Below are 13,669 nucleotides of genomic sequence, written 5' to 3' on the forward strand. Positions count from 1 at the left end.
GGGGAGCCTTTACGGGCGGCCGCGCAGGGATTCGATCTCGCGGCGTTCGCGCTTCGTCGGGCGGCCCGCGCCCCGGTCGCGGATCCCGACCACGGCGGCCTCCACGGGGGTCGGCGGCGGCGGACTGTTGTCGATCAGGCATTCGGCGGCGACCGGGGCGCCCACCCGCTTGGACACGGGCCGCTTGACGACGACGATCCGCTCGCGCCCCGCGTGGAAGAGCCGTACCTCGTCCCCCGCGCGCACCGGCTGCGCCGGCTTCGCGCGCTCCCCGTTGACCTTCACGTGGCCCGCCCGGCAGGCGGTCGCCGCGGTCGAGCGGGTCTTGGTCAGGCGCACGGACCAGATCCACGCGTCGACCCGCACCGTGCCCGTTCCCGTTACCTCATCAGCCATGCCCCGACTCTAGCGAGCCGGGCCCGGAGGCACGGAACGAGTTTTGGCAGATACGCCAAGAGATATGGCATCTGCCATGGAGATCAGGCCAAGAGAATTGCAAATGCGCCACTAGGGGCCCTACGTTGTCGCCCATGCAGTCCTACACCATCGGACAGGCAGCGCGTCTGCTGGGCGTCAGCCCCGACACGGCGCGCCGCTGGGCCGACGCCGGCCGGGTCGTGACCCATCGCGACGAAGGCGGCCGACGTCTGATCAACGACCGCGATCTGCCCGCCTTCTCCGTCGAGGTGAGCCAGGGCGCCCACGTCGAGGACGGGGAACCGTACACCTCGGCGCGCCATGCCTTTCCCGGCATCGTCACGGCCGTCAAGCTCGGCGACGTGGCCGCCCAGGTCGAGATCCAGCCGGTCCCCACCGCCTGGTTTCCCTGCTCACCCGTGAGGCCGTCGAGGAGCTCGGGCTGGAGGTCGGCATGCAGGCCACTGCCCGCGTGAAGTCCACCGGCGTGCACATCGACCGCACCTGATCCGGACGGCGCCGCCCGCCGTCCACCCGCGGTCCCCCGCACCACCCGCTCGGCATCACCGACCGTCCCCACCCGCTCCGCCCGTCACCGGCGCGGGTCACCGCGGCGCGGTTCCGGCACCAGGCCGGCCGCCGACCCGACCGAGGAGCACCTGCTCATGTCCCCGATCACGATCCGCCGCCGTACCGCCGCCGGCGCCGCCCTGACCGCCGCCCTGCTCGTGCCGCTGGCCGCCTGTGGCAAGAGCGATGACAAGGCCGCCGCCGGTACCACCCCCACGCCGAAGGCCGTGAATCTCACGGTCCTCGCCGCCTCCTCCCTCACCGACGTCTTCAAGGCCGCGGGTGGGGAGTACGAGAAGACCCACCCCGGCACGAAGGTCACCTTCTCCTTCGCCGGTTCGCAGGAGCTCGCGGCCCAGGTCAAGCAGGGCGCTCCGGCCGACGCGCTGGTCACCGCGGACACCAAGACCATGGACGGGCTGAAGGCCGAGACCGGCGAGGCCACGATCATCGCCAAGAACCGCCTGGTCATCGCGGCCGCCAAGGCCAACCCGTTCAAGATCGACGAGCTCAAGGACCTCGCCGACACCAAGATCAAGGTCGTGCTCGCCGCGCCCGAGGTCCCGGTCGGCCGCTACAGCAAGCAGATCCTCGACGCCCAGAAGATCGAGGTGAAGCCGGTCTCCCAGGAGCCCAACGTCCGTGCCGTGCTGAGCAAGGTCGAGCTGGGTGAGGCCGACGCCGGCCTCGTCTACAAGACCGACTCCGCCAAGTCCGGCGACAAGGTCGCCACCGTGGACATCCCGGACGAGCAGAACGCCGTGGCCTCGTACCCGGCCGCCACGCTGAAGCAATCCAGGAACGCCGAGGACGCTGCCGCGTTCGTGACCTGGCTGAGCACCCCCGAGGCGCAGAAGATCCTCCAGGACGCGGGCTTCCAGAAGGCCTGAGCACCGGCCACGGCCGGACGCCGAGGGGCTGCCTGAACCGGGGGGAACAGGCAGCCCCTTTCGGCGTCCTCGCGCACCACGCCGCCCACGAGGTCGCGTACGGGTCCACGCGCCCACGCCCGGACCCGTCCGCAGCCGCATACGCTTCCCCCGCAGCCGACACCCGCAGCCAGGAACCCACATGAGCCGACTCCGCACCCCGTCCGGCAAGCGTGCCGGCCCGCGTACGCGCACCCGTACCGGGCCGCCCCTCACCCTGGCGCTCCCCGCGTTGCTCGCCGTCGCGTTCCTGCTGCTGCCCCTCGTCGGCATCCTCGTCCGCACGCAGTGGGGCGAGCTCGGCGCCCACCTCACCAGCCCCGGTGTGGTCGAGGCCCTGAAGCTCTCGCTCCTGGTGTCCTTGTGGGCCCTGGCCCTCTCGCTGCTCCTCGGCGTCCCGCTCGCCTGGCTGCTGGCCCGCGTCGAGTTCAAGGGCAAGGTGCTGGTCCGCTCCCTCGTCCTGCTCCCGATGGTGCTGCCGCCGACCGTCGGCGGCGTCGCCCTGCTCCTCGGTTTCGGGCGGCGCGGGCTGCTCGGGCCCTGGCTGGAGGGCACCTTCGGGATCACCCTGCCGTTCCACACCTCGGGCGCGGTCGTGGCGGCCACGTTCGTCGCCATGCCGTTCCTGGTGATCAGCCTCGAAGGCGCCCTCGGCGGTCTCAAGCAGAGCTACGAGGAGACCGCCGCCTCGCTCGGCGCCTCGCCGGTGCGGGTGTTCTTCACCGTGACGCTGCCCATGGTGGCCCCCGGCCTGGTCGCCGGTGCGGCGCTGACCTGGGCCCGTGCGCTGGGCGAGTTCGGGGCGACGATCACCTTCGCGGGGAACCTGCCCGGCACCACCCAGACCCTGCCGCTCCAGGTGTACCTGCTGCTGCAGGACAAGCCCGAGGCCGCCACCTCCGTCTCACTGTTGCTCCTCGCGATCGCCATGGGCGTACTGATCGCCCTGCGCGGACGCTGGACGGGCATCCCGGTGGCCCGCGGGGCCGCGCGTACGGCGCCGGTCCCGGACGAGCCGGCCCTCCACGACGCAGGCGCCACCACGAGCGGCGACGACACCGTGCTGCCGCAGCCGCAGGGCAGCGGCCGCTGGCCCCTGCACGCCGAGGTCACCGGTTTCAACCGGCTCACCCTCGACGCGGAGCCCGGCACCACCATCGCCGTCGTGGGTGAGAACGGCGCCGGCAAGACCACCCTGCTGCGCGCCCTGCTCGGCCTGACCCCGCGGGCCCACGCGGAGCTGCGGCTCGGGGACACCGACGTCACGGCCCTGCCCCCGCACAAGCGCCAGGTGGCCTGGGTCCCGCAGGACGGGGCGCTGTTCCCGCACCTGAGCGCTGTGGCCAACACTGCGTACGGGCTGCGCGCCCGCGGTGTGCCGCGCGCCGAGGCCCTCCGCGAGGCCCGGGCCTGGCTGGACCGGCTCGGCGTCCTGCACCTCGCCGACCGCAGGCCCGCCCAGCTGTCAGGCGGTCAGGCGCAGCGGGTGGCGCTGGCCCGGGCGCTGGCGGCCCGCCCCCGGCTCCTCCTGCTGGACGAGCCGCTCGCCGCCCTCGACCAGACCACCCGGGCCCGCGTGCGGCACACCCTGCGCACCCACCTGGCCGGCTTCGGCGGGGTCTGCCTCATCGTGACGCACGATCCCGTCGAGGCGGTGTCGCTGGCCGACCGGGTCCTCGTACTGGCCGACGGCCAGGCCCTGCAGGAGGCGCCGCCCTCGGAGGTGGCCCGGCACCCGCGCTCCCCGTGGGTGGCCCGCATGCTGGGGCGCAACGCCTGGCCCGGAACGGCCACGGTGGACGGGCTCGAGCTCGCCGCGCGCGGCCGGCTGGTGGTCGCCGAGGCGCTGCCCGAGGGGGCGAAAGCACTGGCGATCATCGCCCCCGAGGCGGTGTCGGTGCACCGCGACCGCCCGGGCGGCAGCCCCCGCAACGTCTGGCCGGGCACCGTACGGGAGATCACCGCGGTCGGCAGCCGGCTGCGCGTGCTGATCGCCTCGGACGCCGTGCCCGACCTGGTCGCCGAGATCACCCCCGAGGCGGCGGCCGAGCTGGGCATCGTGGACGGTGTCCCGGTGTGGACGAGCGTGAAGGCCACCGAGGTCACGCTGGTACGCCTCTGAGGTGCGGGGCGGAGCTGCTGCGGCCGACCGGTCAGCCGGCGTCCTCCGGGGCGGCCAGGGCGAACTCGCACCACACGCACTTGCCGCCGCCGCGGGGCTCCACGCCCCACTCGTCCGCGAGCCGCTCCACGAGCATCAGCCCGCGCCCCGACACCGCCCAGTCCCCCGCCTCGCGCCGTCTCGGCAGGGCGCTGCTGCTGTCCTCGACCTCGATCCGGATCCGCCCCTGCGCCGTGAGCCGCATGCTGACGTGGCCGCCGCCTTCCGTGTGGACCAGGGCGTTGGTCATCAGTTCGTCCGCCGCCAGCTCGATCTCGTCGGCCCGGTGCCGCGCGCCCCAGGCGGCCACGGCCGCCCGGATCAGGTGCCGGACCAGCGCCGGGGCCTTCGCGTCGCCCGGATCCAGCCGGTGGTGCAGCGGACCGCCACCGCGCGCGGTGGGGGTGCCGCGGCGGCGCAGGACGAGCAGGGCCATGTCGTCCCCGCCGCCCGAGTCCCCGATCAGGTCGCACAGCACGTCGGCGAGCTCCTCCACGTCGACCGGGCCGCTGTGGACCGCCGCCATGAGTTCCCGCATGCCGCTGTCCGGGTCCGCGCCGGGGCGTTCGATCAGGCCGTCGGTGCACAGCAGCAGGGTGTCGCCGGGGTGCAGTTCGAGGCTGGTGACGGGGTAGCCGGAGCCGGTGCCGGTCTGCTCGCGGGGCGGCAGGCCGAGCGGCAGCCCGCCCGCCACCTGGACCCGGTGGACGGTGCCGTCGCCGCGCCGCACGACCGGGTCGAGGTGCCCGGCGCGGACCATCCGGAGCATTCCGGTGGTGAGGTCCACCTCGGCGTAGGTGCAGGTGGCGAACCGTTCCGTCTCCAGTTCGCGCAGGAAGGCCGAGGCCCGTGCCATCGCCGTGCCGGGCGTGTGCCCCTCGACGATGTACGCCCGCATCACGATGCGGAGCTGCCCCATGACGGCGGCCGCGTCCGTGTCGTGCCCCTCCACGTCGCCGATCATCACCCCGACCCGGCCCTCGCCGAGCGGGACCACGTCGTACCAGTCCCCGCCGATGTCCCGTCCCATCCGGGCGGAGCGGTACCGTACGGCGATCAGCGCGCCCGGCACCTCCGGGATCCGGCGGGGCAGCATGGCCCGCTGGAGGCCCTCGGCCAGGTCGTGCTCCTGTTCGAAGAGGATGGCGCGCTGGAGGCTCTGCGCGACCCCGCTGCCGAGCGCCATCAGCAGGTTGCGCTCCTCGGCGGTGAAATCGCCGTCGCGCGTGTAGAGCAGCCCGAGGGCCCCGATGGGCCGCCCCTGGGCGATCAGCGGCAGGTAGACGCCGCTGCGGACGGACAGCGGCTCGATGTACGGCCACAGCTCCGGGTAGCGGCTCTGGAACTCTTCGCGCGAGACGAGGAAGACCGACTGCATGGTGCGGACGGCCTCGCTCATCGGGAACCGCGCGTCGATCCGCGTGTACTCGATCTCGGGCACGTACGAGCCGAGCTGCCCCTCCGCGACGAGGTGGATGCGGCCGCCGTCGACGACGCCCAGCATCACGCTGACCGCACCGAGGTGCCCGAGGGCCTGCGGGTCCTTGAGGATGTCGGTCACGTCGTTGACGGTGCGGGCGTGGGCGAGGATGGCGGTGGTCCGCTCGACGACGTTGGTCATCCGGCGGCGTCCCTCGACCTGCTCCCCGGCGGCGCCGGGCTCGCCCGGGTCGTGGGCGGCATCGCGGAGGATCCCGATGACGCGGTACGGCCGGCCGGCCGGGTTGCGCAGGATGTGGCCCTGGATGTGGGTCCAGGTCGGGGAACCGTCGCGCCGGCGGCTGCGGACGTAGGCCCCGTAGTGGCTCCGGCCGTCCTTGATCGCCTGCGCGACCCGGGTGTCGAGCCGGGCCTCCTCACCGGGCGCCAGGCACCGCCTGAGCCCGGCGGGGGTCCCGTCGAACTCGTCCGGGCGCAGGTCGAGTACCTCGAGCGCGGTGGGATCGAGATACATCCGCCCGCTGTCGAGGTCCCAGTCGAATGTGCCCATGCGGTTGAGCGCGAGGCTCGTGTTGGGCCGCGCGGGCCACTCGACGGCGGGGTTCTCTGCCCTACGGGCCATGCTGCCAGGGTCTCACTCTCCCCCGCCCGTGTCCCTGCGGGACGGCCGGACACCCCAGGCCCCCGGCCCCCGGCCGCCCCCACACGGCGCAGGGGGCGGCCGCGGGAGGTCCGACCGGCGGGCCGCACCGATTCCACCGGTCCCGGACGCGGTACGGGAGTCCCGTCCGCACCGGTGGGCACCGGCCCTCACGGCACTTCTCAACCTTGCGGTCCACCGCTGCCCGGCAGGCTCGCGTCATGGACCAAGAGGGCGATCTGGACGCGGTTGTTGAGGTCGAGCCGGGTCAGGATCCGGGACACGTGGGTCTTCACCGTGGGCAGTGCCAGGTGCAGCTCCCGCCCGATCTCCGCGTTGGACAGGCCCCGGCCGACCGCCAGGGCCACCTCCCGCTCGCGCCCCGCCAGCAGCGCCAGCCGGGCGCGCGCGGCGCTCACCCGGGCGTCCTGGCCGAAGTCGCCCGCCACCTGGTCGATGAGCCGCCGGGTGACGGCCGGGGACAGCACCGGGTCCCCGGCGGCCACCGTCCGGATGGCCGTCACGATCTCCTGGGGCGGGGTGTCCTTGAGCAGGAACCCGGCCGCGCCGGCCCGCAGCGCGCGCAGGACGTGGGCGTCGGTGTGGAAGGTGGTCAGGACCAGCACCTCCGGCGCTCCCGGCCGCTCCCGGAGCCGCTCGGTGGCGGCCAGTCCGTCGACGCCGGGCATCCGGATGTCCATCAGCACCAGGTCCGGGCCGTGCTCGGCGACCAGACCGGGCACGTGCGCCCCGTCCGCGGCCTCCGCGACCAGCTCGATGTCCGGGGCGCCACCGAGCATCAGGCGCAGCCCGGCCCGGACGATCGCGTCGTCGTCGACCAGCAGTACCCGGATCACCTGCGCCTCTTCCCTCGCCCCTCGATCAGCCCTGCCAGGGTAGCCAGGCCTGCACCCGGAAGCCGCCGCCGGAAGGGAGGGCCGTCAGCTCCCCGCCGGCCAGCCGGGCGCGTTCGGCCAGCCCGATCAGCCCCTGGCCGCCGCCCTGGGCCGTCCCGGCGAGCGCGCCCCGCGCCGGATCCGGTCCCGGTGGCCGGGCGTTGCGGACCTCCACCGTGAGCCCGTCCCCCGGGCCCCCGGTCACCCGCACGTCGACGGGCGCGCCGGGCGCGTGCTTGCGTACGTTGGTCAGCGCCTCCTGCACGATCCGGTACGCGGTACGCCCCACCAGGGGCGGCGGCGCGGCCCCTTCGGGCGGTCCGGCCAGCTCGATCCGCCCGCCCGCGGCCCTCGCCTCCGCCACCAGCCGGGTCAGGTCCGCCAGTTCGGGCTGCGGCCGCTCGCCCTCCGCGGGCCCGTCACCCGACCCCGCCCGGAGTACGCCGATCACCTCGCGCAGGTCGTGCAGGGCCAGGTGGGCGCTCTCCCGCATGACCCCGGCGGCCCGCTCGATCTCCGCCCGCGGGGCGCCGGGATTGAACTCCAGGGCGCCCGCGTGCACGCTGAGCAGCGACAGCCGGTGGCCGAGTACGTCGTGCATCTCGCGGGCGATCTCCTCCCTCGCTTCCATCCGGGCCCGCTCGGCCCGCGACTCCGCGTCCGCCTCGGCCAGTTCGGCGCGCTCGCGCAGTGAGGCGATCAGCTGCTGCCGGGAGCGCCGGAACAGCCCCCAGCCGATGGATCCGACGATCAGGGCGAAGTAGGTCACCGCCGCGCCCGCCCGCTCCTCGGACATCTCCGGCAGCTGCCACAGGAAGAACGGCAGGGGGCCGAAGGCCAGCGCCGCCACCCACGCCGTGGCCTTCCACGGCCGGGTCGCGGCCACCGTGAACACCGCCACCATCGCCGGTCCGGTCAGGTAGTGCGCCACGCCACCGGTCACGAGCAGCACCACGGCCAGCTGGACCGGCCGGCGCCGCCGCAGCAGGACCGCCGCGCACGCCAGCCCGCCGGCCGCCTGGTCGGCGGCCCGCCACGCCGGGCCGAGGCTCTCCGGCACCGGGATGGACTGTGAGCTGACGGCGGCGAAGCACGCGGCGAAGAGGAACAGGCCCAGGTCGGCGGCCCAGTCCCGGCGGGTGCGGTGGATACGGCGCATGTCCCGGGAATCTACGCGGGCCCGGCCGGGCCGCGGACGTCCGCGGCCCGCACCGGATACTTAAGTACGACCGCGGGCAGCCCTAAGACCGATCCCCGGCACGGCGCGTGCCGCCTAACGTCGGAGCATGACCTCCACCACCCCGAAGTCCCCGCCGGCCGCCGTCTCGGGTGCGCTCTGCTTCGTCCTCGTCGTCGGCGGCGCGAGCGGCCTGCTGCACGAGTGGCTCGGCTGGATCCACTTCATGGGCTTCGTCCGCTTCCTCGCCCCCGACGGCTACGAGATCTACAGCTACGTCGTCATGATCGCCCTGGGCTTCGCCGTGGGCGCGGCGGGTGACGCGCTCGCCCGCCGCGGCCGCGCCTGATCCTCGATCCGCTGCCGCGACGCACCGCCGCTGCGCCCCCTCCCCGGCACGGGAAGGGGGCGCGGTCATGTGACGGGGTGGTCAGCTCTCCTGAGCGGGTCCCTCAGGCTCGGGGGCGGGGGCCGTCTGGGCCGGTTCCCGCTCCGGTTCCGTCGCTACCGGCGGCGGAGGCGGAGGCTCCGGTGCGGCCGAGGTCGGCGGACGGGGCGGCGCAGCAGTCGTCGCGGGCGGCACGGCAGTCGTCGCGGGCGGCACGGCAGTCGTCGCGGGCGGCGCAGCAGTGGTCGCGGGCGGCGCGGTCGTCGCGGGCGGGGCGGTGGTCGCAGGCGGGGCGGTGGTCGCAGGAGTCGCAGGCTCCGTCTTCGGCGTCGGTGACTGCTTGGGTGACTCTGAGGGCGTCTTCGCGTCGGACGGTGACTCCGCCGGGGTCGGCGTCGTCGGGGCCGGCGTCGTAGGGCTCGGCTTCGTCGGACTCGGCTCCGTAGGGGTCGGCTTCGACGGCGTCGGGGTCGGCGTCGTGGGAGCCGGGCTCGTCGGCGTGGGCGACGTCACGGACGGGGTCGGCGTGGGCGACGTTCCCGACGGGGTCGGCGTGGGCGACGTTCCCGACGGGGTCGGCGTGGGCGACGTTCCCGACGGGGTCGGCGTGGGCGACGTACCCGACGGGGTCGGCTTCGTCCCCGACGGGCTGGGGGTGGTCACCGTCGGCCGGGGGCTCGTCGCCGAGGGGGTCGACGTGAACGGCGGCGTCGGGAGCGGCGGCGGCGGTACGGGCTTGTCGGGCAGCGGCTTGCCCTGGTGGTCGCCGCCCTTCGGGCGCTCGTACCAGCGCTGGTTATGGGGGTCGTAGATCACGATCTTGTTGATGACGGTCACCGACGGGGCGACGGCCACCACCTTCGCGGGCTGGTAGGAGGGCCACGTCTGGCCGAAGCGCTTCGGATTGGCCTTCAGGGCCACGGGCGGACCGAGCGGGTTCCCGCACGCGCAGCGCACGCGCGGCACTCCCCGGTCGTCCACCAGCACGGCCGTCCCGGCCTGGAGTACGGCCTGGTAGGAGTCGAGCTTGCCGTCGCGGTAGCCGTGGTTCGTCACCCGGGTGTCCATCCGCAGCTGCACCGAAGTCAGCGAGCGCAGATACCCGGGAACGGCGGCCGGCTGGAGCCCGAGCGCCGAGCCGAAGGCCGCGTTCTTGCTGGGGTCCGCGTTCAGCGATCCGATCAGCTTCTCGACGTCACAGCTGGCGGCGTCCCTGGTGCCGGTGTAGACGCCCGGCGAGGAGCCGCTGACGCTCCTGGTGCCCACCGGAGCGCTGGCGCTGGCGCTCGGGCTGACCTGGGCGCTTCCGGTGCCCTGGGGAGAGGGCGGCCGGCTCTGCGCCGTCGGGCTCTCCGGCGGCGGTGTGGCCTCCTTGACCGCCGTGGACTCCGTGAAGGGGTCGGGGCCGGAGGCGGCGGCCGGCTGGAGGAACACCTCGCCACCGGCGTTGGAGGTCCCGCTGGGGCGGGTGAGGACCACGGCCAGGGCCACGACCGCCACCACCGCGACGAGCGCGGTGACCAGCCGTGGCACCGATCGCCACCAGGGGCCCTTGGCCGGGCCCTGGCCCGGGCCTCCGGACCCGCCCGGAGGCGCCGGGGGCGGTGGTGGCGGGGGCCCCTGCTGCCCGCCCGAAAGCGGGCCCGAAGGGGGCCCGGTGGGGCGTTCCGAAGACGGCGGTCGGCCGGATGGTTGTGTGGTCACGGGCTCTTCTTCCCAGGAGGAGTGAGTTCCCTGGGGACCATTGTGTGCGCCGTCCGGGTGGTGGCCGCAAGCCGAGAGTGTCACGGTGGCAGGGTGAGTCAGACGCCGAGAACGTCATCGCCGGGGGGCTCCGCGAGGGCATGGCGTGACGCCCTCGTCGCCGTCATCGCAGGATTCGTGGTGATGACCGTGGTCGCCGCCGCCGGGCTGATGTGCGCGGGCGCGGGCGGCCTGCCGGACGGCGCGTTCCCACACGTGGTCGCCGCGGTCGTGATGATGGCGGCCGGAGGTTCGCTCGAGGTGTCGGGCGGTGCCGGTTCGCTGGCGGGGGCGGACGCGACGCTGTCGGTGGTCCCGCTCTCGGTGAGCCTGGCCGGCGCCCTCACCACCGGCTACTTCTTCCTGCGCCCCCTGCACAACCGGGCCGTGGCCCGGCCCCGCGAACTCATCGGCCGGGCCGTCCCGTTGGTCCTGCTGTGGCTGGCCGCCCTGACCGGCGCCGCCTTCCTCGCCCGCGCGACCTTCGGCATCTCGGTCGACGACTCCCCCATCGGGACGATCACCGAACTCCTGGACTCCGCCCCGACGGTGGGATTCCGGGCCGACCTGCCCGCCACCCTCCTCTACGGACTCCTGTGGATCCTGGGCCTGTTGCTGATCGCCCTGCTGGTCTCGCGGCGCGCCCCGCTCCCGGCCCGGCTGGTCCGCTTCCACTCGGCGCTGCGCCCGGCCGCCTTCGCCACGATGCTGCTGCTCCTCGCCTACGTCGTCCTCGGCATCGGGGTCGGCGTGGTCGTGGCCGCCACCCAGGGCCATGCCGACCGGACCGCGGCCGTGATCCTGCTCGGGCTGCCGAACCTCGCCTGGCTCGCGCTCACCCTGGGCTTCGGCGGCGCCTGGCAGGGCCGGGTCGAGGGCCCCTTCGGGCTGCCGATGCCCCAGCTGCTGGACGAGGTCCTGCGCGGCTCCGACCCGTCCACGGTCGACGTGGCCTCGCTCGCGGAGCAGGACTCCCGGGCGTGGTGGCTGGTGGTGGTGGCTGCCGTCCTGCTGCTCGGTACGGGCGTGCTGGCGGCCGTACGCTCCCCCGCGCACGTCCGCGCCTGGCAGCACGCCCTGCACCTGGGCGTGGCCCTGGCCCTCGCGACCTTGGCGGTCTGTCTGCTGGGCCGGATCCAGGCGCAGTTCGGCCTCTCCCTCGTGGGCATCGGCGACGTGGACGGCCTCGGGGCCCAGGTCGAACTGGATCCGGTGCTGTGGCGCACGGTCGGGCTCGGGCTCCTGTGGGGCGCCGTGGCGGGCTTCCTGGGCGCCCTGCTGGCCCGTCCCCTGCGCCGCCGCGGCCGGGTCGACGAACCGTCCGCAGCGACCCGCGCGGCACCCCGGTAGCTGGGGACGCGCCTCGGTGGGGACGCCGCCAGCCTGCCTCCCGGCCGTCTCTTCCGGATCTTGCCGGGCCCGGCCCGCCCGGCACGGCACCTCGCCGCGATGTCGGGGCACCCGAGTACGTCCAGTACCCGGGCGCCCCTCCGCCTTGCGATGCACCGCACCGGACGACCCGGGCTCATCCGGCAAGATCCGAAAGAGACGGCCTAGTCGGTCCCCGGCCCCTCGGAGTCCGGCAGGGTGAACACCGGAAGCGCCCATCGCGGCACCGGCGGCGGGGCGGGCAGCGCGCCCGGCTCGGGCCGGGCCGCACCGGCTGCCGGCCCCTTCGGGGGAGGTGCGGCGCCCGTGCCCGCCCGCCGCAGGGCCCCGGTGAATTCCAGGCAGCTGTTCCACCGGTCCTCCGGCGACTTGGCCAGCGCCTTCGCCAGTACCTCGTCCACCGCCTCGGGCAGCCCGGGGCGCCGGGAGCTCGGCGGCGGCGGAGCGTCGTACTGGTGGGCCCACAGCAGGGCGATGTCGTCGTCCCGCTGGAACGGCGGTTCCCCGACGAGGGCCTCGTAGACGACGCACCCCAGGCTGTAGACGTCGCACCGGCCGTCCACCGGCTTCCCGGAGATCTGTTCCGGCGCCACGTAGGTCACCGTCCCGACGAACTGCCCGTCGGTCGTGAACCCGGTCAGCGACAGTGACTTCTTCGTCAGCCCGAAGTCCGTGAGGTAGGCGTGTTCCGGGTGGTCCCGGTCCGTGCCCGGGGCGATCAAGATGTTGCCCGGCTTCACGTCCCGGTGGACCAGGTCGTGGGCGTGGGCCGCGTCCAGGGCCGACGCCACCTGGCCCGCGATCCGCGCGACCGTCTCCACCGGCAGCGGGCCCGTTCGGTCCAGCAGCACCCGCAGGTCCGGCCCCTCGACGAGGCGCATGGCGATGTAGAGCAGCCCGTCCGCCTCCCCCGCCTCGAACACGGGCACGATGTGCGGGTGCTCGATGGTCGCGGCCACCTTCGACTCATGGGCGAACCGCTTCCTGAAGGTGTCGTTCCGGGCCAGCTCGGGGGCGAGCAGTTTCAGTGCCACCTTCCGGTCCAGCCGCAGGTCCCGCGCCCGGTAGACGACGGCCATCCCGCCGCGCCCGAGCTCGCTCTCCACCAGGTACCCGGCGATCTGCTTCCCGCTCAGGTCGGTGGGGGATCCTTCGCCGGGTTCCGCCCGTGCCGCCTCCCCCATCAGCCGCCTCCGGGGTCGTGGGTGTCCACGATCCGCGTGGGGTCATGGGCCACCGCCCGGTCGGGCCGGTCCCCGGCCCCTTCGCGCGGGACCCCGACCGCGTCGGTCGGTGCCGGAGGCCTCCGTACGGCGCCCCGGCCGCCGCCCGGATCCGTGTCCTCGGGCGGCTGCTGCGGCCCCCGGCCGGGTCCGGGCCCGGGTCCGGGCGCGCCGCCCCCGGGCCCGGCCACGACCGCGTAGGTCGTCAGGCGGTCCCCGTCGTCGTACAGCCACCGTCCCGACTTCTCGTCGTAGAGCCACACCGACTCCCCCTCGATCACCACTCCGGCCCGCAGCCCGCGTACGGAGCGCCGGAAGGCGTCGGTGTCGATCCGTCCCGAGGCGAGCTCGTCGACGGCACGCCGGTAGCGTTCCAGGGTCTCGGCGCCGCGCGTGAGCAGCGGCCTGGGGTCCTCGGAGCGCACCGGGGGCCGTCCCCCGGCCGTCGGTGGCGGGTGCGGCACGGCGACCAGCAGCCGCCCGTCCACCCAGGCGGACCACCCGTTGGCGCACAGGACCTCCCCCCACTCCCCGCGCCGGGACAGCAGCTGCACGGGCAGGAACGCGTCCAGGGGCACGGTCGGCCGGGTGACGTCGGGGCCCTCCCAGGCGGGCATGCCCTCCTGCGGCACCACATGGGTGGGTCGGAAGTCCTCCACCTCACCTCCCGGGCGTCCCATCGAGCTGCTCATGAAG

At 74.6% G+C, this 13,669-nt stretch carries 10 protein-coding genes and 2 pseudogenes; 5 read left to right on the plus strand and 7 right to left on the minus strand.

What is annotated here, in order from left to right:
- Positions 1 to 9: 9 nt before the first annotated feature.
- On the minus strand, positions 10 to 396 hold the full coding sequence (locus tag ACGFZK_RS14515; protein WP_327261038.1) for an RNA-binding S4 domain-containing protein: 387 nt from the start codon (positions 394 to 396) through the stop codon (positions 10 to 12).
- A gap of 134 nt (positions 397 to 530) precedes the next feature.
- Between ACGFZK_RS14515 and ACGFZK_RS14520 the strand changes: the two are divergent.
- The 3 genes and pseudogenes from ACGFZK_RS14520 (at position 531) to ACGFZK_RS14530 (ending at position 4,038) form a co-directional block, all read left to right on the plus strand.
- A pseudogene (locus tag ACGFZK_RS14520) lies at positions 531 to 925 on the plus strand (molybdopterin-binding protein).
- A gap of 157 nt (positions 926 to 1,082) precedes the next feature.
- Positions 1,083 to 1,877, plus strand: a complete 795-nt coding sequence (gene modA / locus ACGFZK_RS14525; RefSeq protein WP_393849196.1) for a molybdate ABC transporter substrate-binding protein — start codon at positions 1,083 to 1,085, stop codon at positions 1,875 to 1,877.
- 181 nt (positions 1,878 to 2,058) lie between these two features.
- Positions 2,059 to 4,038 carry an ABC transporter permease gene (locus tag ACGFZK_RS14530; RefSeq protein WP_393849197.1) on the plus strand — a complete coding sequence of 660 codons (1,980 nt, stop codon included), beginning with the start codon at positions 2,059 to 2,061 and terminating at the stop codon, positions 4,036 to 4,038.
- A gap of 31 nt (positions 4,039 to 4,069) precedes the next feature.
- Here the strand turns inward: ACGFZK_RS14530 and ACGFZK_RS14535 are convergent, their stop codons facing one another.
- The 3 genes from ACGFZK_RS14535 to ACGFZK_RS14545 all read right to left on the minus strand — a co-directional run bounded on the left by ACGFZK_RS14535 (position 4,070) and on the right by ACGFZK_RS14545 (position 8,212).
- Positions 4,070 to 6,139 (minus strand): SpoIIE family protein phosphatase, encoded by a 2,070-nt coding sequence (locus ACGFZK_RS14535; protein WP_393849198.1) that lies wholly within the window; start codon positions 6,137 to 6,139, stop codon positions 4,070 to 4,072.
- Between the two features lie 200 nt (positions 6,140 to 6,339).
- Positions 6,340 to 7,014: a response regulator gene (locus ACGFZK_RS14540; RefSeq protein ID WP_393849199.1), complete on the minus strand. Its 675-nt coding sequence runs from the start codon at positions 7,012 to 7,014 to the stop codon at positions 6,340 to 6,342.
- 25 nt (positions 7,015 to 7,039) lie between these two features.
- Positions 7,040 to 8,212: a sensor histidine kinase gene (locus ACGFZK_RS14545; protein ID WP_393849200.1), complete on the minus strand. Its 1,173-nt coding sequence runs from the start codon at positions 8,210 to 8,212 to the stop codon at positions 7,040 to 7,042.
- 127 nt (positions 8,213 to 8,339) lie between these two features.
- Between ACGFZK_RS14545 and ACGFZK_RS14550 the strand changes: the two genes are divergently transcribed.
- A complete protein-coding gene (locus tag ACGFZK_RS14550) occupies positions 8,340 to 8,579 on the plus strand; it encodes a hypothetical protein (protein ID WP_393849201.1) in 240 nt (79 codons plus the stop codon).
- Between the two features lie 465 nt (positions 8,580 to 9,044).
- On the opposite strand, the pseudogene ACGFZK_RS14555 reads toward ACGFZK_RS14550, so the two are convergent.
- Positions 9,045 to 10,322: pseudogene (locus ACGFZK_RS14555) on the minus strand (DUF6777 domain-containing protein); the annotation flags it as partial.
- Between the two features lie 93 nt (positions 10,323 to 10,415).
- Between ACGFZK_RS14555 and ACGFZK_RS14560 the strand changes: the two are divergent.
- A complete protein-coding gene (locus tag ACGFZK_RS14560; protein WP_393849202.1) occupies positions 10,416 to 11,711 on the plus strand; it encodes a streptophobe family protein in 1,296 nt (431 codons plus the stop codon).
- 203 nt (positions 11,712 to 11,914) lie between these two features.
- Here ACGFZK_RS14560 and ACGFZK_RS14565 read toward each other — a convergent pair whose 3' ends face one another.
- Positions 11,915 to 12,934, minus strand: a complete 1,020-nt coding sequence (locus tag ACGFZK_RS14565) for a serine/threonine-protein kinase (RefSeq protein ID WP_393849203.1) — start codon at positions 12,932 to 12,934, stop codon at positions 11,915 to 11,917.
- Positions 12,934 to 13,665: a hypothetical protein gene (locus ACGFZK_RS14570; RefSeq protein ID WP_393849204.1), complete on the minus strand. Its 732-nt coding sequence runs from the start codon at positions 13,663 to 13,665 to the stop codon at positions 12,934 to 12,936. Before ACGFZK_RS14570 ends, ACGFZK_RS14565 begins: the two co-directional genes overlap by 1 nt.
- Positions 13,666 to 13,669 lie beyond the last annotated feature (4 nt).

Origin of the sequence: Streptomyces sp. NPDC048257 (genome assembly GCF_043201855.1) — a bacterium.
Lineage (GTDB): Bacteria > Actinomycetota > Actinomycetes > Streptomycetales > Streptomycetaceae > Streptomyces.